Origin of the sequence: Methylobacterium sp. NPDC097929 (genome assembly GCF_049543375.1) — a bacterium.
Lineage (GTDB): Bacteria > Pseudomonadota > Alphaproteobacteria > Rhizobiales > Beijerinckiaceae > Methylobacterium.
Genome location: NZ_JBMVEP010000001.1, coordinates 11,737 through 32,411, shown reverse-complemented (window position 1 = coordinate 32,411; position 20,675 = coordinate 11,737). Strand labels below are relative to the sequence as shown.

General features: G+C 66.3%; 17 protein-coding genes and 1 tRNA gene. 12 read left to right on the top strand and 6 right to left on the bottom strand.

Annotated features, from left to right (window positions below):
- Nucleotides 1–54 precede the first annotated feature (54 nt).
- From ACPCJR_RS00145 to ACPCJR_RS00110, 8 genes are all read left to right on the top strand, one after another.
- A complete protein-coding gene (locus ACPCJR_RS00145) occupies nucleotides 55–1,431 on the top strand; it encodes a DUF6538 domain-containing protein (protein WP_391515043.1) in 1,377 nt (458 codons plus the stop codon).
- Between the two features lie 1,045 nt (nucleotides 1,432–2,476).
- Nucleotides 2,477–2,815 (top strand): hypothetical protein, encoded by a 339-nt coding sequence (locus ACPCJR_RS00140; RefSeq protein ID WP_391515042.1) that lies wholly within the window; start codon nucleotides 2,477–2,479, stop codon nucleotides 2,813–2,815.
- 624 nt (nucleotides 2,816–3,439) lie between these two features.
- Complete coding sequence (locus tag ACPCJR_RS00135) at nucleotides 3,440–4,114, top strand: recombinase family protein (RefSeq protein WP_391515040.1); 675 nt, start codon at nucleotides 3,440–3,442, stop codon at nucleotides 4,112–4,114.
- A 271-nt stretch (nucleotides 4,115–4,385) separates the two neighbouring features.
- Entirely contained in the window at nucleotides 4,386–4,667 is a 282-nt protein-coding gene (locus ACPCJR_RS00130) for a hypothetical protein (RefSeq protein WP_391515038.1), read from the top strand.
- Between the two features lie 38 nt (nucleotides 4,668–4,705).
- A complete protein-coding gene (locus tag ACPCJR_RS00125; protein ID WP_391515036.1) occupies nucleotides 4,706–5,110 on the top strand; it encodes a hypothetical protein in 405 nt (134 codons plus the stop codon).
- Nucleotides 5,110–6,066, top strand: coding sequence for a hypothetical protein (locus tag ACPCJR_RS00120; RefSeq protein WP_391515034.1), 957 nt, complete (start codon nucleotides 5,110–5,112; stop codon nucleotides 6,064–6,066). The genes ACPCJR_RS00125 and ACPCJR_RS00120 overlap by 1 nt, the downstream gene beginning before the upstream one ends.
- A gap of 101 nt (nucleotides 6,067–6,167) precedes the next feature.
- On the top strand, nucleotides 6,168–6,389 hold the full coding sequence (locus ACPCJR_RS00115; RefSeq protein WP_391515033.1) for a hypothetical protein: 222 nt from the start codon (nucleotides 6,168–6,170) through the stop codon (nucleotides 6,387–6,389).
- A 40-nt stretch (nucleotides 6,390–6,429) separates the two neighbouring features.
- Nucleotides 6,430–7,098, top strand: coding sequence for a hypothetical protein (locus ACPCJR_RS00110; protein ID WP_391515031.1), 669 nt, complete (start codon nucleotides 6,430–6,432; stop codon nucleotides 7,096–7,098).
- A 537-nt stretch (nucleotides 7,099–7,635) separates the two neighbouring features.
- Here the strand turns inward: ACPCJR_RS00110 and ACPCJR_RS00105 are convergent.
- Together ACPCJR_RS00105 and ACPCJR_RS00100 are read right to left on the bottom strand one after the other, a co-directional pair.
- A tRNA-Ala gene (locus ACPCJR_RS00105) sits at nucleotides 7,636–7,711 on the bottom strand.
- A gap of 193 nt (nucleotides 7,712–7,904) precedes the next feature.
- The gene (locus ACPCJR_RS00100) at nucleotides 7,905–9,956 is read right to left on the bottom strand and encodes an OPT family oligopeptide transporter (RefSeq protein ID WP_391515029.1); all 2,052 of its coding nucleotides are present in this window, start codon (nucleotides 9,954–9,956) and stop codon (nucleotides 7,905–7,907) included.
- A gap of 183 nt (nucleotides 9,957–10,139) precedes the next feature.
- On the opposite strand from ACPCJR_RS00100, the gene ACPCJR_RS00095 reads away from it, so the two are divergent.
- From ACPCJR_RS00095 to egtD, 4 genes are all read left to right on the top strand, one after another.
- Nucleotides 10,140–10,736, top strand: a complete 597-nt coding sequence (locus ACPCJR_RS00095) for an urea carboxylase-associated family protein (protein WP_331286640.1) — start codon at nucleotides 10,140–10,142, stop codon at nucleotides 10,734–10,736.
- A 275-nt stretch (nucleotides 10,737–11,011) separates the two neighbouring features.
- On the top strand, nucleotides 11,012–11,767 hold the full coding sequence (gene gntA, locus ACPCJR_RS00090) for a guanitoxin biosynthesis heme-dependent pre-guanitoxin N-hydroxylase GntA (protein WP_391515027.1): 756 nt from the start codon (nucleotides 11,012–11,014) through the stop codon (nucleotides 11,765–11,767).
- Nucleotides 11,768–11,769: 2 nt separating this feature from the next.
- The gene (locus ACPCJR_RS00085) at nucleotides 11,770–12,786 is read left to right on the top strand and encodes a class I SAM-dependent methyltransferase (protein WP_391515026.1); all 1,017 of its coding nucleotides are present in this window, start codon (nucleotides 11,770–11,772) and stop codon (nucleotides 12,784–12,786) included.
- Nucleotides 12,783–13,721 carry an L-histidine N(alpha)-methyltransferase gene (gene egtD, locus ACPCJR_RS00080; protein ID WP_391515024.1) on the top strand — a complete coding sequence of 313 codons (939 nt, stop codon included), beginning with the start codon at nucleotides 12,783–12,785 and terminating at the stop codon, nucleotides 13,719–13,721. The genes ACPCJR_RS00085 and egtD overlap by 4 nt, the downstream gene beginning before the upstream one ends.
- 271 nt (nucleotides 13,722–13,992) lie before the next feature.
- Here the strand turns inward: egtD and fdhF are convergent, their stop codons facing one another.
- The 4 genes from fdhF to ACPCJR_RS00060 form a co-directional block, all read right to left on the bottom strand.
- Nucleotides 13,993–16,962, bottom strand: a complete 2,970-nt coding sequence (gene fdhF, locus ACPCJR_RS00075; protein WP_391515023.1) for a formate dehydrogenase subunit alpha — start codon at nucleotides 16,960–16,962, stop codon at nucleotides 13,993–13,995.
- A gap of 49 nt (nucleotides 16,963–17,011) precedes the next feature.
- Complete coding sequence (locus ACPCJR_RS00070) at nucleotides 17,012–18,730, bottom strand: NAD(P)H-dependent oxidoreductase subunit E (protein WP_391515021.1); 1,719 nt, start codon at nucleotides 18,728–18,730, stop codon at nucleotides 17,012–17,014.
- A gap of 60 nt (nucleotides 18,731–18,790) precedes the next feature.
- Entirely contained in the window at nucleotides 18,791–19,102 is a 312-nt protein-coding gene (locus ACPCJR_RS00065; protein ID WP_391515019.1) for a hypothetical protein, read from the bottom strand.
- Between the two features lie 540 nt (nucleotides 19,103–19,642).
- Nucleotides 19,643–20,440, bottom strand: a complete 798-nt coding sequence (locus tag ACPCJR_RS00060) for an FkbM family methyltransferase (RefSeq protein ID WP_391515018.1) — start codon at nucleotides 20,438–20,440, stop codon at nucleotides 19,643–19,645.
- Nucleotides 20,441–20,675: the final 235 nt, after the last annotated feature.

The following is a 20,675-nucleotide window of genomic DNA, read 5'->3' as shown; positions in this document are numbered from 1 at the left end:
TGACATGGCAGTACGCATCTTAGGTACGAACCTAGGTACGCAGAGGCCATTTCGATGCCCCGCCCGTCATCCTCGGACAAGCGGTATCTTGAGCAGAACGGTGGCAAGTGGCGGGTGACGATTGCCGTCCCTCGCGACCTTCAAGGCAAGCTCGGCACACGCCTGAAGCGGTCCCTGCACACGGACAGCCTTGCGGTAGCGAACCAGATCAAGTGGCAGGTGATCGGGGAATTGAAGGCCGAGATTGACGCGGCTCGACGTGGCGCGGGAGGGGCCACGAAGGGTGACGCCTTGGCACGCGAGGCGCTGGCATTCGCCGCACAGCGAGCGCGGGCACAGACACATGAGGAGGTGTCCGACCTCGACCACGCCATGGAGGAGCGCGCTGCCGTCCTACTCGGGCGACCTGTCGCGGTTGAGCAGCTTCCGGGAGAAGATGCCGAACCCGTCTACGCACCCGAACGGATCGCCCAGGCGGCACAATTCCGATCCCTGGCGATGGGCGAGGCCACGCCTGTGGCGGTCCACCATGACCGCTTCGTCGCCATGTCCGGCAACAAGGCACGGACCAAGGCCGACGATCACCGGGCGTTGAAGTACCTGCTTACGTGGTGCGAGGCGAACCGCGTCCCGCCGAACATCGAAGCCTTCACCCGTAAGACGGCCGTCCGGTTCACCAACGACCTCCCGAAGCTCGCGGAGGGGCGCGACGCCACCACCCTGCGGAAGTATCTCAACCGCCTGTCGATCTACTGGAAGTGGCTTGAGGCCCAGGAACTCACCACCACGGACGTGTGGGCCGGCTCCTACAAGCTCCTCCCGCCACCCGCGAAGGGACCGGAAGAGCGCCCGTTCACCGACGTTGAAGTCACCCGGCTACTGAAGGGGGAGGCACCGCAGAAGCTCCACGACCTCATGCGCATCGGCGCGCTCACGGGCGCCCGCCTGGACGTGATCGTGGACCTGAAGGTGAAGGACTGCGCGGGCGGACTGTTCGTGTTCAAGCCGCAGAAGAAGGAGACGAAGGAGCGGGCAGTGCCGATCCACCCGGCCTTGGCCGAGATCGTGGAGCGGAGGACGAAGGACAAGGCATCCGAGGATGACCTCTTCCCCGAATGGCCGCCCTCGAAAGGCACGTCTGAGCGTGAGCGGTCCTTCAAGGCCTCTAATGCCTTCACGCTCTACCGACGCAAGGTGGGCGTGGACGAGACGGTGCCTGGGAAGCGTCGCGCCCTGGTGAACTTCCACAGCTTCCGACGCTGGTTCATCACGAAGGCCGAGCAAGCCGGACAACCCGAGAACATCATTGCCGCTGTGGTCGGACACAAGCGCAAGGGGATGACCTTCGGGCGTTATTCGGCAGGGCCGCTGATCGCCCAAGCTAGGCTGTGCGTCGAGGCCGTGACGCTCCCGAACCTCAAAGAGGAGTGAGGGGCGGAGCTACGTGCCTCGAAAGCACTTAGTCGCTCTCCGAGGCGGCGACCATGGGACGACCGGCAGGGAGGGCTAAGCGGGCTCGACCCACGTAGCGTTTCTCATCCTCCGCGCAGCCGACAACACGGGAGCCTTCACGGTCTCCCTTATCACCTTCAGCCCCGGCATCAGGGGCTCACAGCGCAGCTTCAAACTCCGTGCTGTCAGCTTCCAAGGCCGCGTGTGGCTCCTAGCAGCGGACGCCGCGAAGGCGCTCGGAACCTCCATCAACTCGCTTCGCCAGCGGTGCCAGAGCAACCTCGGTGGCTCGGCATGGGGTTACGCCACCATACCCGACAAGAACGGTAGGCCGGCGATGATGATGCTGGTCGCAGTGGACGACTTGGCCCGCTTCCTCTCCGGTGCCCGCACTCGGCAGGGACGAATGTTTAGGCGGTGGCTTGGGGCCAGAAATTCCTATAATCAGCTCACATGTCGGATTTGCCGTTGATTAGGTGACTATCTCCTCACTGATGCATAGTTGTTGCCTCTATAAAACTCTACACAGGAGGTGATGTCAACAAAACAATGAAATTGAAACGCAGGCCTTTGCGAGCCATAACTTTGCTCATACCGCAACGCTCCGAAACCTAGAGAGCGGCGGTTGGAGCCAATCCAGATGAACACGAAGCGCGGCTTTTGGGGGTTTGAGTTTCAGGGTTTTGGTTGTGGCGTAATCGCCCACACGAACGATCTTGAGGTGAGTGTCGGGTCATACGCTGTGACGGTACAGCCCATCGGGTTCTTCCTTCGGGGACCGCAGGGTGAACGCTACTGGCATTGGGACGACCTGCGTGCGTGGCTCACCCGCAAGCCTCTCGCTCCTTTGGACGCCGCTTGAAGCTGTGCGGTAGCGACCGCCAGCGGCCGTTAAGCTCTGGCGGCTCCCGAACTACCCGCGAGGTGCTGGCGGCCGTTCTTGGCCGTCACCGTACACCGGGAACGGCAATTCCCCGGACCACTAGCGAACGCAGCTTTTTCACCATCGCATGGGAGCAGAACTATGAGCGGCAGCGACACAAGCAGGGTGCTGGACGAGGTGGTGGGCGAAGTGCGCCTTTCAATCAACGAAGGGCGAGCGTTCACCAATGGAGTGCGAACCTTTCTGACCTGTTTGGGGCTTCAGACATCAGACGCGCATGAGCTGGGTATCGAACTGGAAGACTACGACACTGAGCTGGATCGGGCAGAGGCCGAACTCGATGCGCTCAACGAAATGGCTCAACAGGCCGTAGGGGGAGAGTTGTCGGCAGAGGAGATCACGCGCACTTCGAGCCGTTTGGCTGAAATCAGAGGAGCTAGAGCACTGCGCCGGCTCGAACGACCCGCCTCTCTCAACTGAACCAAACGAACACGGATCGGCTAACCGCATACGCTACCGGGGCTTTTTGCTCCGGTGGCCAATTCCTCGGACCACTAGGAGAAGCTCCCCCAAAGTTGCTACTTAACGAGACACTCAACGAGTTTGTTAGGTTGATACCCTTATCATCATAACCCCTAGAGTACCTTGTTAACTAGCCACTTTAGGTGGACCTATGACGACCACCTACATCAGCGGTGCTCAAGGGTCGCCCCAATGAACTCCATCTCCCTCCGTCACATCCTGATCGCCTTGGGCGTCCTCGTCCTCATTGCCGTGGTCAACGGGCTGAACGGCACGCATCCCCACATCTGGAAATGAGGGGTCGGAATGTACGGGGAAAAAATGTGAGAGGGTCTTTCCGATCTAGGCCTTCCCCGTTTCCCCCTCGGGGGTCGGATGAGCCGCACGCGCGGTATCGCGTGGGGGCGCTCGCACGGTATCGCCCAGGCGCGCGGTAGTGGCACGCGCGTGATGCACGTCGCTGAATCCAGATTTGGAGCCAGTGCCTCGCGGGGGTCTCCTCAGTTTTGAGGACACCTACCGCTTGACCCGAGGCACATCATAGCCATAACATCCGCCTCAACGAACATCGAGGCAGGTGTGATGATCCAAGGCAAATTCGTCGCCTACTACCGCGTGAGCACCGCGAAGCAGGGTGCGAGTGGTCTCGGCCTTGAGGCCCAACGGGAAGCCGTCAGGGCGTACCTCAACGGAGGCAACTGGCAGCTTGTCGCTGAAGTGGTCGAGGTCGAGAGCGGTAAGCGCAACGACCGTCCCAGGCTCAAGGAAGCCCAACGCCTCTGTCGTCTCCACGGTGCGACCCTGATCATTGCGAAGCTCGACCGCCTCGCCCGCAACGTCCACTTCGTGTCGTCGCTGATGGAGAGCGGGGTCGAGTTCACGGCCGTGGACTTCCCGCAGGCGAACCGACTGACCATCCACATCCTTGCAGCCGTGGCAGAGCATGAGGCCGCTGCGATCTCTGCCCGCACCAAGGCCGCCCTCGCAGCAGCTAAGGCCCGTGGGACCAAGCTCGGCGGGCATCGTGGGTATGTCCCATCCCAGGAGCAGGGCACGGCCGGTCGAGCCGTCCAGGCAGCACGGGCCGCATCACGGGCTGATGACCTCGCCCCGATCATCGCAGAGCTTCAGGGAGCCGGTGTTACCTCGTTCGGTGCCCTTGCACGCGCCTTGAACGAGCGCGGTATCCCGACCGCGAAGGGTGGCGCGTGGTCACCCATGCAGGTTTCTCGCGTAGTGGCGAAGCTCGCTGCTTAAAATCCAGACATCTTGGCGTCAGTCAGGGTGTCAGAGCTTTCAGGATTAGCCGTTTCAGCGCGCCCCTTGCATCATCGCAGGGGCGCGTTTCCTTTTTCGATTAGCCGCTTTCAGCGTCTCATTGCCTGAACACATCACCACCGCTCCACAGACCCTGTTTCCGTCTGTGCGGTGACGGCCAAGAACGGCCGTGAGCACTTCCCGGCTCCCTGACTACCGGAGCCACCTAAACGCCCGTCTACGGGCACCACCGCACACAACAATCGAGACCATGAACATCACCGTCAGCCCGGCTGAACGGGGGCGCTATCACGCGCGCCTCGACGGCCGCCTTCTCACGACCTCCTACACTCCATTCTTCTCAGCCGCCCGCGTCCTCCAGGGCGAAGGTGTGCTCCCGCAGCAGCCGATTACCATGACCCACGAAGGGTCCGACGTGGTGTGCCTGACCTCCACAGTAGGCGAGGCCGCAGGCTTCCGCGTCGAGGAAGGCAAAGACAGCGGCCCACTCCTTCGTCCCTATCGGCCGTCTCCGTTCGCTCGTCCCGAATAACGTCCCTCAATCCTGCAACAACCAATCGAGCTTTACCCATGAAACGCAATGAACTGACCTTCACCAGAGACCCCGATGGACGCAAAGTCGTTGGTGTCCTTCTCACTAACCGTCCCGTCACCGCTTGGCTCTACCTTGAAGACTTCACACGCATCCTGAAGGCTTATCCGGTTTCGCCTTGGAGCCTCATCTCGCTCGAAGGCGGGAAGCGCAATTACGTCCGCATCCGTGGCAGCGGAGACGGCTCTCCGAGCATCTACGTGGCCCGTCTGATCGCGGGCGACTTCGAGCGGACGGCTGTCCAGTTCAAGGACGGCAACTCGCTCAACCTTCGCAGCACGAACCTCACTCACGCTCCAGGCGGCGGCCGTTGCCGCAAGCGCCTGAAGGGTCGTGCCGCCTTCCGCATCACCTCATCCCAGCCCCGTATCGAGACCGTCTGATGGCCACCGTTCACACCTTCCAAGCCATGTCCGTTCCCGAGGGCGGCACCTCCAACGCCGCTCCCGAGGGCTTCATTCCGCCGTCCGTCCGGCATCAGCCGGGTGTGGTGTCCGTCAACGGTGAAGGCCCCGCCGTCACCACCCGCCCCAACGGGCTCAACACGGCCGAGTGGCAGTCCGGTAGTGCCGGCATCCTGTCGAGCGCCCGCACACCTGTCGGCGCCCCGTCCACGGGCGGCGTGAAGGCGTCAGACATCATCACGCTTCCAAACGGTATGGAGGTGTCTGTCGCCATGGCCGAGCAGCTTGGGATGGTCCATCTCGACGGCAATGGCCGTTACGTCGAGGTGCAGGGCGGTGTTGATGCCGCGTCCCGCCAGCCAGAGCAGGAAGCCCCGGTTGATGACGCCGAAGGCTTCTCCGACCCGAAGGCTGAAGCTGCCCTGATGGAGCTGTCCCAGACCGTCTCGCCGTCCCTTCAGGTGGGCGCGGTCGCGGACGTGGTGCGCACCGGAGCCGTTGACCCGCTCACCATCAACCGTGCGGCGTCGGAGGCTGGTATCGAGCCGGGCGAGATGCAGGCGAGAGTGGACGCCACGATGGCGCAATTCCGCGCTCAAGCGATCTCAGCCGTTGCAGGCCTCGGCTCTGCCGACCCGGAAGGGTTCTTTGAATGGGCACAAGAACACGCACCCAACGGGCTGAAGGAAGCGATGCAGCAGCACGGCCTTGAGCGGTCCACCAAGGCCTATGTGCCCCTCTATCAAACCTTCATCGGTTCGATGGAGCTTCACGACCCCCATTCGATCCTTGAGGCCGAGTTCGGGGGCGGCATCACGGCCCGACAGGAGCGCGGTGCGGTCCTCCTGAACATCCCCGGCAAGGGCGAAATCCCCTACGGCGTGGCTGTGAAGTCCGGCCTGATCAAGGTCTCTGACATGGGCCGCAGGCGGTAACAGCCCGCGCTGATCAGTGTCGATCCACTCGACACTCACCGACCCCTTCCAGCGGCTCCCTCACGGGGGCCGTTTTCCGTTCCATCTAGAGAGCCTCACCCATGAGCACCGACCACACCGCGCTCACTGACGCGGCCGTTCACGAAATCCTCTTCGCCACCATGCCGGATGGCTCCCCGATCACGCCCTCCGTGAAGGTGGACGCCATGTTAGCCGCTGCGGGGATCGACACCGTACCTGCCACCCTTCGAGCCGTGATCGCTCGGGGTGTCAGCCAATGGCGTGGCGCGAAGCACGGCCGGAAGGGGCAGGCTCATGTCTGAGTTTGGACCCGTCTCCCGCTTCGGCCCCTTGGGATACGTCATGCGCCTTCAGCGGCGCGGCTTCGACCTGATCGGACACGGTGGAAGCGACGACCTCGCGGTGGCGTCCACCTACGTCCTGGCCAAACCCGGCTCACCGCATGTGGTGAAGGTCGGGGTGAACCCTGATGGTGACCCCTGGCCCGTCTATGCCGCGTGGTGCTTCCACCGGCCGGGGCCGTTCAAGCCTGTGGTGCGGTCTCTGCGCTGGTACGGACAGGGGATGGCAAGGTTCTTCGTCGCCACCATGGACCGCCTTCACGCACCCATGTCGGGCTTCGACAAGCCACCGCAGGGGGCGCGTGAGCGCATCATCAGGGCCAAGAGCCTGGACGTTGTGGTGCGGCTCAACGGTGCCCTGGACGGCTGGTACAAGGCCAACCTCGCGCGAGGCATCGACCGTAGGGATTGGAGAGGCGAAGCGCAGGATGCTCGGCTCACTCACTCGCTTGCGAAGCGGTGTGCGAAGGTGGGATTGAGCGACGTGTCGGGTTTCCTCCGCGCACTCGCAGCCGCGTTCCCGAGGTTCCACATGGACCCCGCTCCGCACAACTGGATGTTCCGTGAGGACGGTGCCCTGGTCATGCTCGACCCGTTCACCCGCATCCTCGCGAACATTCCGGTGACAGCGCCACGGCTGGTAAGAACAACGAAACGGGGCGCCGAATGAACGACGCCCCGCTCGGTTAGAGGAGTAGCTGTAGGATCGCAGCCAGACCGTACAGGACCGCAGCGAAGCCGAAGAGGCAGTTTCCTACATCGACCCTAATTGCGATGGTGACCTTGGGAAGGGGCATCGAAGCCTTCTCCCGGGTCGCGACCGGTCGCTTCCCTTCGAGGAAAGGGACGCGCAACACCGAACGGATCACCCGCCGTTCATGTAGGCACCGGGCATCGGCAACGTTCGCGTGACGCTGCGGATGTCGTTGCGGGTATTCCCTAACTCACTGTCGGGGGCGAGGCCGTGGTTATCGCCGCATGAGTATCAGGCACAACGTTACGAAGGGCGGCGGGAGTGTTCTGGGTTACCTGCCAGAGTTCCACGCGGCCATTCACGCATCAAACGTGCACGTCAGGAAGCGGTTCCAGATGGTTAAGAAGATTTTCTGAGGGGTACGCAGCGCAGGTACGAAGCTAGGTACGCAACGCCCATGAGGTATTAGCTAAGTCGCTCTAGCAACTGCTCATTCTACCTCGGGAAGTATGATGGTGGAGCCTAACGGGATCGAACCGATGACCTCTTCCATGCCATGGAAGCGCTCTCCCAGCTGAGCTAAGGCCCCATCATTTTGGCCGTGACCGTCTCCGGTCTCTGGCGTCGGCGTCGGTGCTGTGTGCCGCGTCGATGGGCGGTTCTATAAGCGGAGGATCGGCGGGACTCAACCCCTTTTCGCGAGGCCGATCGACTTTTTGAGCCGCCTCGACATCCGGCTCCGGGCGCGTCGTCGCGGCGGCCCGCGCACCGCGATCCGGAGCTCAGGCACGGCGGCCCTTCGTATGGGCGTCGGCCGGGTCCGGGCGCGAGGCGATGCGGTAGAACGCGGCCAGCACCAGCGCGAAGACGGCGAGGCTGAGCCAGGGCGTCGCCCCGCCGAGCGCGCCGCCGGCGAAGCCCAGCGAGGCGCTGCGGCCGCTCAGGGTGTCGGCCGCGGCGAGCAGCACGCCGACGACGCTCTCGCCGACGAGGAAGCCCGAGGCCAGCAGAACGCCTCGGCGCCGTCCGCTCGCCCGAGCCTCGTCGTCCGCTCCGCGCAGGCGGCGCTCGGCGAGGCGCCCGACGAGCCCGCCGAAGGCGATGGTGACCACAACCTCCAGCGGAAGATACATGCCGATCCCGACGGTCAGCGCCGGGAAGGAGCGTCCGCTGCGCCGCAAGCGCGATTCCAGGGCGACGAGCAGCGCGCCGAGCACGGCGCCGGTCGCCACCATCGACCAGGGCAGTTCGCCGCGCACGATGCCGCCGGCGATCTGGGTCATCAGGGCGGCCTGGGGCGCCGGCAGCGCCGCGGCGGCGTCCATGCCCTCACGCGGCAGGGCGCCGACGAAGCCGTAGGCGTTGTAGAGCAGGCCGAGGAGCGGGGCGATCACCAGGGCGCCGACGCCGACGCCCACCCCGAGCGCGACCTGCTGGCGCCAGGGCGTGGCATCGACGAGCTGGCCGGTCTTGAGATCCTGAAGGTTGTCATTGGCGATGGAGGCTGTCGTCACGACGACGGAGGCCAGGAGCAGGGCGGCGGCGACGACGAAGCGCTCGCCCTCGGGCCCGGCGGCGCGGCCGAGCAGGAGCGGCAGCAGCAGGGCCGCAAGCAGCGTCGTCAGGATGCCGATGCCGGAGATCGGCGAGGAAGAGGAGCCGAGCAGGCCGGCGAGGTAGCCGCAGGCCGCCGCCATCAGGAAGCCGAAGACGACGGTGAACAGGGTGGCCACCGCCACCAGCGCGAAGCGCAGGCCGCCCAGCTCCGCGCCCGCGCTGAAGTGGAAGAAGAGCCAAGCCAGCGGCAGGGCGAGCAGCAGGGAGGAACCCGCGATCCAGGTGATCGGCAGGTCGCGCTCCTGGCGCGGCAACTGCCGCAGGGCGTGCCCACCGCCCTGCGCGGCGCCGAAGGCGGAGCGAATGCTCCCGAGGATCGAGCGGCCGAGGGAGGCCACCGTCCAGATCGCGCCGACGGCGATGATGCCGGCACCGATCAGGCGGACCTTGTCCGACCAGACCGCCCGGGCCGCAGCCTCCGCCCCCTCCCCGCCCGCACCGTCGCCCAAAGCCGTGAGCAACGGCACGGCGATGCCCCAGGCCAGACCCACGCCGACGAGCAGGGCGAGGCAGGCGCCGAGGCCGACGAGGTAGCCGACGCCGACGAGCGCGGGCGAGAAACCGGTGGCGAGGCGGAACAGGGCCGGGCCCGCGGCCAGCGTGGTGTGGAGCCCGTCGGCCAGCAACCGGAAGCCGGTGGTGGCCAGCCCGATCGCCCCGCCCGCGCCCACCGCGCCGAGCAGGATGCGCAGGCCGCCGCGGTCACCCGCCTCGCCCGCATGCAGCACTTCGGCGGCGGCCGTACCCTCGGGATAAGGAAGGCCCGCCCCCATCACCAGGGCGCGCCGCAGCGGGATCGAGTAGACGAGACCGATCAGCCCGCCGACGAGGCAGACCGCCGTCGTCTCCCAGAAGGGGAAGCCGTGCCAGTGGCCGATCAGCACGAGGCCCGGCAGGACCAGGATGACGTTGCACAGGGTGCCCGCCGCAGACCCTTGCGTCTGGACGATGTTGTTCTCGAGGATGCCGGAGCCGCCGAACAGCCGCAGCAGGCCCATGGCCAGCATCGCCGCGGGGATCGAGGTCGAGAAGGTGACGCCGGTCTTCAGCCCCATATAGAGGTTGGCCGTCATGAACACGACCGTGATGACCGCGCCGAGCAGGAGGCCCCGCAGGGTCAGTTCCGCGCCGTGACGGGAGGAATCCGGCGCATCCCGGCCGGATTTCGGGCCGGCCTCGGCCTGCGGGCAGGAGCGTTCGTCGGGTCGGGCGTCCAAGGGCGGAACTCTCCGGTCTCGCCCCGGGGCGGGACGCTCGCATTTGTCGGGAACCCGAGGGCGGGTTCATCCGATCCCCTGTCGCGCCGCCATCTGCGGCCAAGCCTGTCCCGCGCCTGACGGCCGGGATCGGCGCGACACGGGGCGGGCGCGATCCCGCCATCCAACAGGAGCGAACGACGCATGAGCCAGACGGTGCGCCACGAGATCCCACCGCGCTCGGGGGCCGCCTTCACCCTCGATCGCGGGCAGCGCCTCACCGTCATCGATCCGTTGGGCGAGCAGGTCGCCGACCTCGTGGCCTTCCGCCGGGACGACCTCGACGAGGTGATCTCCTCGGGCCGGACCATCGACTACGCCTCGCGCATCTTCCTCACGGCGGGCGACCCGATCTACTCGAACCGCTCGACCGTGCTCCTGCGCATCGTCGAGGACACGGTGGGGCGGCACGATTTCCTGCTCACGCCCTGCTCGGCCGATACCTTCCGGATCATCTACGGCGAGGAACACCCGCACCGGGGCTGCTTCGGCAACCTCGCCGAGGCACTCGCGCCCTACGGCATCGGACCCGACCGGATTCCGGTCGCCTTCAACGTCTTCATGCACGTCACCGTCGACGGCACGAGCGGCGAGATCGCCGTGAAGCCGCCGCTGAGCCGGGCCGGCGACCGGGTAAGCTTCGTGGCCGAGACCGATCTCATCATTGGCCTGACGGCCTGCTCGGCGCCGCAATCGAACAACTTCTCCTTCAAGCCGATCCAGTACGAGATCGAGTCCTGACGGCATCAGCTTCGGTGCCGGGAGAGTCACGGGAAAGTCCGCGCTACGATGTCGCGGCAAATCAAGAAGATGCGCAGATGAGCGCGTCACCGTAGCTTTCCGGATATCCCCAGCTCCAGCGGAACAATGGCACCGCGATGCGGTTCCCCGCGCAGTTCATCTTCATCGAGGGCCGGCTCGACAGCCGAAGAGCCGGCTTTCCTCTCACGGGCGCCACGGCACCGGACACAGGGTCCGGCGCCCGGTCTCCGCTCGTCCGCTCCGCACGAGGTGTCATGCTGCTGCCTACCGACGACACCGGTCATCCGCTCGCTGAACGGTTCCGGCACTTCATCCGACAACAGCCCTTCCCCTGCGTCGGCGCCAAATCCGCCCTTTCCCGCGGTCAGATGAAGGTTCTGGTCGCCGGCGACATCGCCTCCGAGCGGGACGATGCGCGGATCTACCCGGCGCTGCTCGCCTTCATCTGCCGCTACCGCGCCCGCCGCGACCTGTTTCAGAGCTTCGCCGTCGTGTTCGAGGGCCCGCGCCGCCTCAGCGAGGAGGCGTTCGAGGCCGCCCTGTGGAAGCGGATGCAGTCCCTGTCCGACCGCGACAGCGTTCTCGGCCATTCCCAGGATCCCCGCGTCTCGGCCAACCCGGACGATTCCCACTTCTCGATGAGCCTCGGCGGCGAGGGCTTCTTCATCGTCGGGCTGCATCCGGGCGCGAGCCGGAAGGCGCGCCGCTTCGAGAGCCCGGTCCTGGTGTTCAACCTGCACGACCAGTTCGAACGCCTGCGGGCGGAGGGGCGCTACGAACGCCTGCGCGACTCGATCGTCGAGCGGGACGTGGCCTGGGCCGGCTCGCCCAACCCGATGCTCGCGCAGCACGGCGAGCGCTCCGCCGCACGTCAGTTCAGCGGCCGTGCGGTGCCCGACGATTGGGTCTGCCCCTATCACCGCCGCGAGGAGGTGCGCGAATGGGATGCGCAGCAGGTCGCCGCCGACCTGCGCTCGGGCGCGTTCGTCGCCGGACAGATGGAGGGTTGAGGATGAGCGTGGCCGAGCGTCGGACCCGCCCTTCCTACCGCGACGAGGCCGAGCCGCAAAGCCGCGAGGAGGCGCTTCTCGCCCTCGTCCGCGCGGTGCGCGAGAGCGGCTATCGCTTCACCACGGTGACGCCGGCGACCCATGCCCGGGTCAATGCGCGACCCCAGAACGCAGCCGCGCGCTCCTTGCGGGACGTCCTGGGCTGGAGTCGGCCGTTCCGCGAGGGCGTGATCCCGGCCGAACTGACCGCCTTGATGGAGCGGGCGGGCGCGCTCGACCGGTCGGAGGACTCCGACGGCCCCCTCCTGAAGGCGCGCATCCGCCTCTCCAGCCTCGACGACGAGTTGTTCCTGCACGCGGCCTACCCACCGCTCGCCGCCGACGCCGTGTTCTTCGGCCCCGACACCATGCGCTATGCCGGCGCCGTGCTCGAACATCTGGAGGAGCGGACGCGCGCCGGGCAGCCGGCGCCACGGCGGATCGTCGATATCGGCTGCGGCTCGGGCGCGGCCGGCATCCTGGTCGCCAAGCGACTGCCGGAGGCGGAAATCGTCCTCGTCGACATCAATCCGGCGGCCCTGCAGGCGGCGCGGACCAATGCCCGGCTCGCGGGGGTGGACAACGTCACGGCCCTCCACAGCGACATGCTGCGCGGCGTCGAAGGCTCCTTCGATCTGATCACCTCCAATCCGCCCTTCATGGTGGATGCGGGGGGCCGCGCCTATCGCCACGGCGGCGGTCCCCTCGGGGCCGGTCTGTCCCTGCGCGTCGTCGAAGCGGCGGCCGAGCGGCTGGCGCCCGGCGGAAGCCTCGTCCTCTTCACCGGCTCGGCGATCGTGGAGGGCGAGGACGGCTTCCGCGCGGAAGCGGAGACGATCTGCGCCCGGGCCGGGCTCGACGCGTCCTACCGCGAGTTCGATCCGGACGAGTACGGCGAGGAACTCGACGATCCGGGCTATGCCGAGGCCGAGCGCATCGCGCTGGTGATCCTCACCGCCACCCGTCCCGCCGCACGATGAGCGGCGCGGACCACAGCGAGCGCGCCGAGTTCCTGCGGGATGCGCTCGGCGGCCTCTCCGGGCGCCCGAAGACGCTGCCCGGAAAATACCTCTGGGACGAGACCGGCTCGGACCTGTTCGACCGCATCTGCTCGCATCCCGACTACTATCCGACCCGACGTGAGATGACGCTGCTGCCGCGGGTCGCGACGGAGGTGGCCGCCCTCGTCGGGCCGCGGGTCAGCGTGGTGGAATTCGGAAGCGGGGCGAGCCGCAAGATCCGCACCCTGCTCGATGCCCTCGACGCGCCGGCCGCCTACGTCGCCCTCGACATCTCGAGGGCCTATCTCGAGGCGGCCGTGGCCCGCCTCGCGCCCGACTATCCCGGCGTGGCGATGACGCCGGTCTGCGCCGATTATTCGAAACCGGTGCAGCTTCCGCACGGGGCCGCCCCCCGGCCGCTTCTCGGCTTCTTTCCCGGCACCACCATCGGGAATTTCGTTCCGGAGCAAGCCCGCGACTTCCTGGAACGCGCGCGGGAGACGCTGGGGCCGAGCCATTTCCTGATCGGTGCCGACCCGACGCGGGACGCGCCGCGCCTGCTCCGGGCTTACGGCGAGGCAGGTGGCCTGATGGCGGATTTCCACCTCAACCTGATCGAGCGGATGAACCGAGAACTCGGCAGCGACTTCGACCGGACCAATTTCCGGCATGAGGCGCGCCTGTGCGGCGATCCCTTCCGGGTCGAGGCGCATCTCGTGGCGAGCGTGCCGGCCCGCTACCGGCTCGGCGGGCAGACGATCACCTTCGAGGCCGGCGAGAGCATCCGCACCGACACCTCGCACAAATACGCGCCCGAGGCGTTCCAGGCGCTCGCCGCCGCGGCCGGCTGGGAGCCGGTTCGCCTCTGGGTCGACGACGACAGCGGCTTCAGCCTTCACCTGCTGAAGGCGTGAGATCATCTCCGGCTGCTCGCCTCGGCCTTCGCCCCTCTGCGTCATCGCGAGGCGGAGCCGAAGCGACCCAGAGCGCGACCCGTCCGGAAGGTACGGAGCCCTGGATTGCTTTCGGCTTCGCCTCGCAAGGACGACGAAAGAGCCCGAGGCGATCAGACGGAAATCGTAAGAGCCCGGCTCCGCTCCGAACGCGTGGAACTGAGCAACTCGGCGGCCGACACGCGGACGGGCGGCGCGCTATGACGCACCGTCCATCCACGGAAAGCGGCGGCTACTCCGCCGCCATCGGGGTTGCCTCCACGGGCACGACGCGCGCCGCGCAGAACTTGAACTCGGGGATCTTGCCCATCGGATCCAGGGCCGGGTTCGTCAGCAGGTTGGCGGCGGCCTCGGCGTAGCAGAAGGGCATGAAGATCATGCCCGCCGGCACGTCCCGGTCGGAGCGCACCTTCAGTTCGACGGCGCCGCGGCGCGTCTCCAGCCGCATCGACCCACCCGGCCGCAGGCCGAGGCGATAGAGTTCCTTGGGTGCCATGAAGGCCACCGCCTCCGGCTCCAGCGCGTCGAGCACGCCCGCGCGCCGGGTCATCGAGCCGGTGTGCCAGTGTTCGAGCACGCGGCCGGTGGAGAGCACCATCGGGAACTCGTCGTCCGGCACCTCGTCCGGCGGCACGATCGCCGCGGGCACGATCTTGGCGCGCCCGCTCTCGGTCGGGAAGCCGGCGTAGAAGATGATCTCGTTGCCGGGCTGGTCCGGGGCATCGACCGGATAGGTCACCGCCCCCTCGCGCTCCAGGCGCTCCCAGGTGATGTTGTTCAGGGACGGCATCACCTGCGCCATCTCGGCGAAGATGTCGGCCGGGCCGCCGTAGTTCCAGTCGAGGCCGAGGCGCCGGGCCAGCTCCTGGATGATCCACCAATCCTGGCGCGCGTCGCCGGGCGGGGCGACCACCGGCTGGGCGATCTGCACGCGCCGGTCGGTGTTGGTGAAGGTGCCGGCCTTCTCGGCAAACGCCGAGGCCGGCAGCACCACGTCGGCGTGGAAGGCCGTCTCGGTCAGGAACAGGTCCTGAACCACGAGGTGGTCGAGCATCGCCAGCGCGTGGCGGGCGTGGTTGAGGTCGGGGTCGGACATCGCCGGGTTCTCGCCCTCGACGAACATGCCCTTGATCTCGCCCGCGTGGATCGCGCGCATGATCTCGACCACCGTCAGGCCCTTCTGCGGATCGAGCCTCTGCCCCCAGAACTCCTCGAACAGCTCGCGCACCGCGTCCTTCTCGACCGACTGATAGTCCGGATAGACCATCGGGATCAGGCCGGCGTCGGAAGCGCCCTGGACGTTGTTCTGGCCGCGCAGGGGATGCAGGCCCGTGCCCGGACGGCCGATCTGGCCGGTGATGAGGGCGAGCGCGATCAGGCAGCGCGAGTTGTCGGTGCCGTGGACGTGCTGGCTGACGCCCATGCCCCAGAAGATGAGCGAGGACTTGGCCCGGGCGTAGAGCCGCGCGACCTCGCGCAGGGTCTCGGCATCGATGCCGCAGACCGGGGCCATCTTCTCCGGCGTGAACTCGACGATCTTCTCGCGCAGAGCCTCGAAGTTCTCGGTGTAGCCGGCGATGTACTGCTCGTCGTAGAGCCCTTCCGTGACGATCACGTTGAGCATCGCGTTGAGCATCGCCACGTCCGAGCCGGGGCGGAAGGCGAGGTGCCGATAGGCATGGCGCGAGAGCGTCTGGCGCCGCGGGTCCATGATGATCAGCTTGGCGCCGCGCTGCTTCACCGCGTTCTTGAGGAAGGTCGCGGCGACCGGATGGTTCACGGTCGGGTTGGCGCCGATGACGACGATGACTTCGGCGTCGAGCGCCGCCGAGAACGGCGCGGTGACGGCGCCCGAGTTCAGCCCCTCCATCAGCGCGGCCACCGACGAGGCGTGGCACAGCCGGGTGCAGTGATCGACGTTGTTGGTGCCGAAGCCCAGGCGCACGAGCTTCTGGAAGAGGTAGGCCTCCTCGTTCGAGCCCTTGGCCGAGCCGAAGCCCGCCAGCGCCTTGCGCCCGTTCGTGTCGCGGATCGCCTTGAGGCCGCCGGCGGCGCGCTCCAGCGCCTCCTCCCACGTCGCCTCGCGGAAATGCGTCCAGGGGTTGGCCGGATCGACCTGATCGTTGGCGTCCTTGGCCACGTTCTCCAGGCGGATCAGCGGCACGGTCAGGCGGTGGGGGTGGTGGACGTAGTCGAAGCCGAACCGGCCCTTCACGCAGAGCCGGTTCTGGTTGGCCGGTCCGTTCACGCCCTCGGCGTAGACGATGCGCTCGTCCTTGACCTTGTAGGAGACTTGGCAGCCGACGCCGCAATAGGGGCAGAGCGACTTGACCTCGCGGTCGGGATAGACCGTGCGGGTCTGGTTGGCGTCGAGATAGGCGGCCGGCATCAGGGCGCCGGTCGGGCAGGCCTGCACGCACTCGCCGCAGGCGACGCAGGTCGAGGCGCCCATCGGATCGTCGAAGTCGAACACGACCTTGGCGTCCGCGGCGCGGTAGGCCATGCCGATCACGTCGTTGACTTGAACCTCGCGGCAGGCGCGGACGCAGAGATTGCACTGGATGCAGGCGTCGAGATTGACGCTCATGGCCGGGTGGCTGACGTCGCTGGTCCAGCGCTCGGCCGCCGGGAAGCGGCTCTCGGTCACGTCGAGGACGTCGGCCTGCACCCAGAAATGCGAGGACGGGTCGTGCGAGGTCGCGCGCTCGGGCTGATCGGCCACGAGCAGTTCGAGCACCATGGCGCGGGCCTTCGTGGCGCGCTCGGTGGCCGACTTCACCTTCATCCCGATCGCGGGCGTGCGCTTGCACGAGGCGGCGAGCACGCGCTCGCCCTCGATCTCGACCATGCAGGCGCGGCAATTCCCGTCCGGGCGGTAGCCGGGCTCGGGCTTATGGCAGAGGTGCGGAATGTGCGTGCCGAGGCGCTTTGCGACCGCCCAGATCGTCTCGCCGGGCTGCGCCTCGACGGGCTGACCGTCGAACTCGAAGGCGATGGTCGCGGGCGCGGTCGGGCGATCCTTGATGCCGAACAGGCCCGAGGGCTCGGGTGCGGCCTGACCGCCGGACTTGGCGCCCTGCGAGTAGGCGCCCCCGGCATTCGGTTGCGCGCCATTGGCCGGGCCGCCGGCATCCTGCCGGCCGTCGGCGCGGATCTCGGGCTGCTCGACCTTGTTGCCGTGCTGTTGGGGGCCGTTGCTCATGCGTCCGCTCCAGGCGTTGGCATCGGGGAAGGAGGCGTCATCCGGGGGCCTACTCGGCCGCCACGGCCCGCGGCTCCGGGAAGAGATCCGGAAAATACTTGATCACGGAGCTGACGGGGTTCGAGGCCGCCTGCCCGAGACCGCAGATCGAGGCGTCGCGCATGCACTGCGCCAGCTCACCCAGCAGTTCGGTGTCCCACACGCCGTTCTCCATCAGCATGCGGGCCTTCTGCGTGCCCGAGCGGCACGGCGTGCACTGCCCGCAGGACTCGTCCTCGAAGAACCGCATCAGGTTCAACGCCGCACCGCGCACGTCGTCCCGATCGGACAGGACCACGACTGCGGCCGAGCCGATGAAGCAGCCGTATTTTTCCAGCGTGCCGAAATCGAGCGGGATGTCGTTCATTGAGGCCGGCAGGATGCCCCCCGACGCCCCGCCCGGCAGGTAGGCCGCGAAGCTGTGGCCTTCGGAGATGCCGCCACAATACTCGTCGATGAGTTCCTGGATGGTGAGGCCGGCCGGCGCCAGCTTGACGCCCGGCTCACGCACCCGGCCCGAGACCGAGTAGGAGCGCAGGCCCACGCGGCCGTTGCGGCCGTGGCCCTTCCACCAGTCTGCGCCGCGCTCGATCAGGTCGCGCACCCAGAACAGCGTCTCGACGTTGTTGATCAGCGTCGGGCGGTTGAACAGGCCGACTTGGAACGGGAAGGGCGGCTTGTGCCGCGGCAGGCCGCGCTTGCCCTCCAGCGACTCGATCAACGAGGATTCCTCGCCGCAGATATAGGCGCCGGCACCCCGGCGCAGGTGGATGCGGGTGCCGCCCTCGGGCAACTTGGCGATCTCGCGGGCCAGGATTTCGCGGGAGATCGGGTACTCGTCGCGCAGGTAGATGTAGACCTCCGCCGCCTCGACGACGTGGGCGCCGATCAGCATGCCTTCCAGAAAGCGATGCGGGTCGGTGTTGAGGTAGAGCTGGTCCTTGAACGTGCCGGGCTCGCCCTCGTCGCCGTTGACCGCCATCAGGCGCGGACCGGGCTCGCCGCGCACGGAGCGCCACTTGCGGCCCGTGGGGAAGCCGGCGCCACCGAGACCGCGCAGGCCGCCGTCGTCGAGCACCTTCAGAATGTCCTCGACCGGCAGCTCGCCACTGCGCAGCCGCTCCAGCACGGCGTAGCCGCCCCCCGCCCGGTAGGCGTCGTAATCGACGTAAGTGGGGATGTGGGCGTGGGTGTCCTCGGCCTCGACCGCGGCACGCACCGAGGGCAGATCGGCCCTGTGCAGGAAGTTGTGGCCGACCTCGACCGCCGGGGCGTGGTCGCACAGGCCGACGCAGGGGGCGCGCACGACCCGCACCGCATCCGAGGCGAGTTCGCGCTGCAGCGTTTCGAGCAGCTCGTCGGCACCGAACATCGCGCAGGTGATGCTGTCGCAGACCCGCACCGTCAGGCGGGGGATGTCGGCATCCCCCTCCTTCACCACGTCGAAATGCGCGTAGAAGGTTGCGGTCTCGAACACCTCGGCGAAGGCGAGACCCATCTCGTCGGCGAGCGCGGCGAGATGGTCGGCACCGATCTGGCCGTAGGTGTCCTGGATCAGGTGCAGATGCTCGATCAGCAGGTCGCGCTGGCGCGAGCGGGCGCCGAGCAGCTCTTCGATCTCGACCTTCGCCTGCGGATCGACCTGGCGTCCCTTGGGCACGGCGCGGCTGACATTGCGCCCCCGACCCGGGTGCGCGAAGCGCCGGACTGTCCCCGTATCCTCACTCATGACGCGACCTGTCTTTCAAAAGGGGGCAGATGGGCGAAGGGATTGGCGCAGCGCGAACCGCTACTGGCCGCCGAAGGCACGCAGGGGCTGCCCGGCCTCGGAGCGATGGCGCATCGTCACCGCCCCCGACGCATCGTCCAGCGACGCGACCCGGGGGCCGACGACGGCCCGCAGCTCCGCCTCGAAGGCATCGAGCGCTGCGTTCAGCCGCTCCAGGCATTGAGCCGGCGAGGGCCGATCGGCCTCGGACTCCAAGACCTGCGAAAGGACGCCGCGGACCTGATCGATCAGATCCTGTGTCAGCGGCGGCTTGGCCTCCGCGGCGTAGGCGTCGACAACGGCGGATGCCCAACGAGTCACGTCCATGTTCATGCCCACGCGATCGCTCGATGAATGAAGCCGTGCGCGCTGCACACGCTCTGATTGTTGTCGTGCAGCGCCTTCGATCAGGCGATATAATGCAGCTTTTAGCCCTCTTTGTCATGATATCAATCTGCACGCAGGACATACCCCGCCAGCGCGGCGCGACGGACCGAGCCGGGGCGGTCCTGCCGAAACCTGTTTTTTCGCGGCGTGCGAGTCTGCGGAGCCCATGATCGTACGTTTCGGGCTCGCAAGGCGAAACCGGCTTGGCGGCGACGCGTCCGGCCGCCGATCAGGCTACGGCTGTCTGGATCTTAGCATGACCGGAGATAGCCGCCTGCGAGGCATCGTAAGGTCACACCGGCTATTCCGCGGATGGACCATGGAAGGCGGGAGGTCGCATGACCCCCGCACCGACCCTGTAACTTCATTTTTCTTGTATCATTGGCTAAACTATCGCGCATCGATCCAACTCAGAAAACTGCTTGTCACAGACTCCTATACCGATCGCGCTATACAACCATCTCGCAGGAATGCCACGCACATGTCTCAAGCAAGCTGAAAGCGCCGGAGCATCTGCAAATTGCAAGAGTCACAAATGTTTTTGAAAGTACTCAGCTTTTCGGACGGAACAAAAGCATGGTTCCAAGCGGCATTGTCGAACAGGACTTCTCCGTCATGGATTGCCATGTCTGGACGGAGACGGAAATCGAGGTAGCCGACACCGTGCAGAAACGCGCCGAGGGCCGCACGCTTCGATGGACCGACCACCTCTGCAAAGATGATGGGACGGTCTCGTAAGATGGTCTCCCGCGCTCCTCGAAGAAAGGCGTATTCATGCCCTTCGATGTCGACTTTGATGACCCCAATCGTGTCCGGAATGGAAATATCGTCGAATCGAGCGATAGGCACCTCGACGGTCGAGTGCGACGGCTGAAAATCCGGCTCTAATGTCGCGCTCGTCTCAACCAAGCCGTGACCTGGGTCTGGCAGGTAAAATTTCGCCGTGCCCGAAGCTTCGCTCAATGCCAATTCATGTAGCTCAACTCGATCCGCCATACCATTGATTTCGAAATTGCTCTTGAGAACAGAAAGCGCATCTGGAAGAGGTTCGAACGCGACGATGCGACGCCCCGGCACGACTGCCGCGGCCATAACCGAATAGACTCCCGAATTCGCACCAACATCAACGAAGATTCCCTCGACGCGAAGAAGGGTTGCCATCATCAACATCGGCAGCGGAGGCTCGTAGGATCCAGCTGCAATCTGACGTGCAACGAGATCTGCGCCCTCACGGTCGTTGAGCCTGAAGGAGCGTCCAGCAAAGTTGACTTGGATCGTGTTCATGATCGGCCTTCTGCATCCACCAAATTTTTGTCACACAGAGATTGATCGTAACAAAATGTGGCCTGGCGACAGAGCATGCCAGAAGCGGGACGCTCGGAAGCCCCAGCCAGCCCCTTTTATTGCTCGGCAGGGGGAAAGTCTTATCCGTCGGCTAATCGTCAGCGCAAGTTGACAGCGTTTGAGAGCGCTGCTCAGCGCTTCCACGCGAATTCCTTGAGGGGCGAAGCCTTCTGGC

Excerpts from the sequence above, each read along its gene's own strand:
- ACPCJR_RS00060 (WP_391515018.1), bottom strand. The coding sequence starts at position 20,440 with ATGAACACGATCCAAGTCAACTTTGCTGGACGCTCCTTCAGGCTCAAC.
- ACPCJR_RS00145 (WP_391515043.1), top strand. The coding sequence starts at position 55 with ATGCCCCGCCCGTCATCCTCGGACAAGCGGTATCTTGAGCAGAACGGT.
- fdhF (WP_391515023.1), bottom strand. The coding sequence starts at position 16,962 with ATGAGCAACGGCCCCCAACAGCACGGCAACAAGGTCGAGCAGCCCGAG.
- ACPCJR_RS00070 (WP_391515021.1), bottom strand. The coding sequence starts at position 18,730 with ATGAGTGAGGATACGGGGACAGTCCGGCGCTTCGCGCACCCGGGTCGG.
- ACPCJR_RS00065 (WP_391515019.1), bottom strand. The coding sequence starts at position 19,102 with ATGAACATGGACGTGACTCGTTGGGCATCCGCCGTTGTCGACGCCTAC.
- gntA (WP_391515027.1), top strand. The coding sequence starts at position 11,012 with ATGCTGCTGCCTACCGACGACACCGGTCATCCGCTCGCTGAACGGTTC.
- ACPCJR_RS00115 (WP_391515033.1), top strand. The coding sequence starts at position 6,168 with ATGAGCACCGACCACACCGCGCTCACTGACGCGGCCGTTCACGAAATC.
- ACPCJR_RS00125 (WP_391515036.1), top strand. The coding sequence starts at position 4,706 with ATGAAACGCAATGAACTGACCTTCACCAGAGACCCCGATGGACGCAAA.
- ACPCJR_RS00130 (WP_391515038.1), top strand. The coding sequence starts at position 4,386 with ATGAACATCACCGTCAGCCCGGCTGAACGGGGGCGCTATCACGCGCGC.
- egtD (WP_391515024.1), top strand. The coding sequence starts at position 12,783 with ATGAGCGGCGCGGACCACAGCGAGCGCGCCGAGTTCCTGCGGGATGCG.
- ACPCJR_RS00140 (WP_391515042.1), top strand. The coding sequence starts at position 2,477 with ATGAGCGGCAGCGACACAAGCAGGGTGCTGGACGAGGTGGTGGGCGAA.
- ACPCJR_RS00120 (WP_391515034.1), top strand. The coding sequence starts at position 5,110 with ATGGCCACCGTTCACACCTTCCAAGCCATGTCCGTTCCCGAGGGCGGC.
- ACPCJR_RS00110 (WP_391515031.1), top strand. The coding sequence starts at position 6,430 with ATGCGCCTTCAGCGGCGCGGCTTCGACCTGATCGGACACGGTGGAAGC.
- ACPCJR_RS00085 (WP_391515026.1), top strand. The coding sequence starts at position 11,770 with ATGAGCGTGGCCGAGCGTCGGACCCGCCCTTCCTACCGCGACGAGGCC.
- ACPCJR_RS00095 (WP_331286640.1), top strand. The coding sequence starts at position 10,140 with ATGAGCCAGACGGTGCGCCACGAGATCCCACCGCGCTCGGGGGCCGCC.
- ACPCJR_RS00135 (WP_391515040.1), top strand. The coding sequence starts at position 3,440 with ATGATCCAAGGCAAATTCGTCGCCTACTACCGCGTGAGCACCGCGAAG.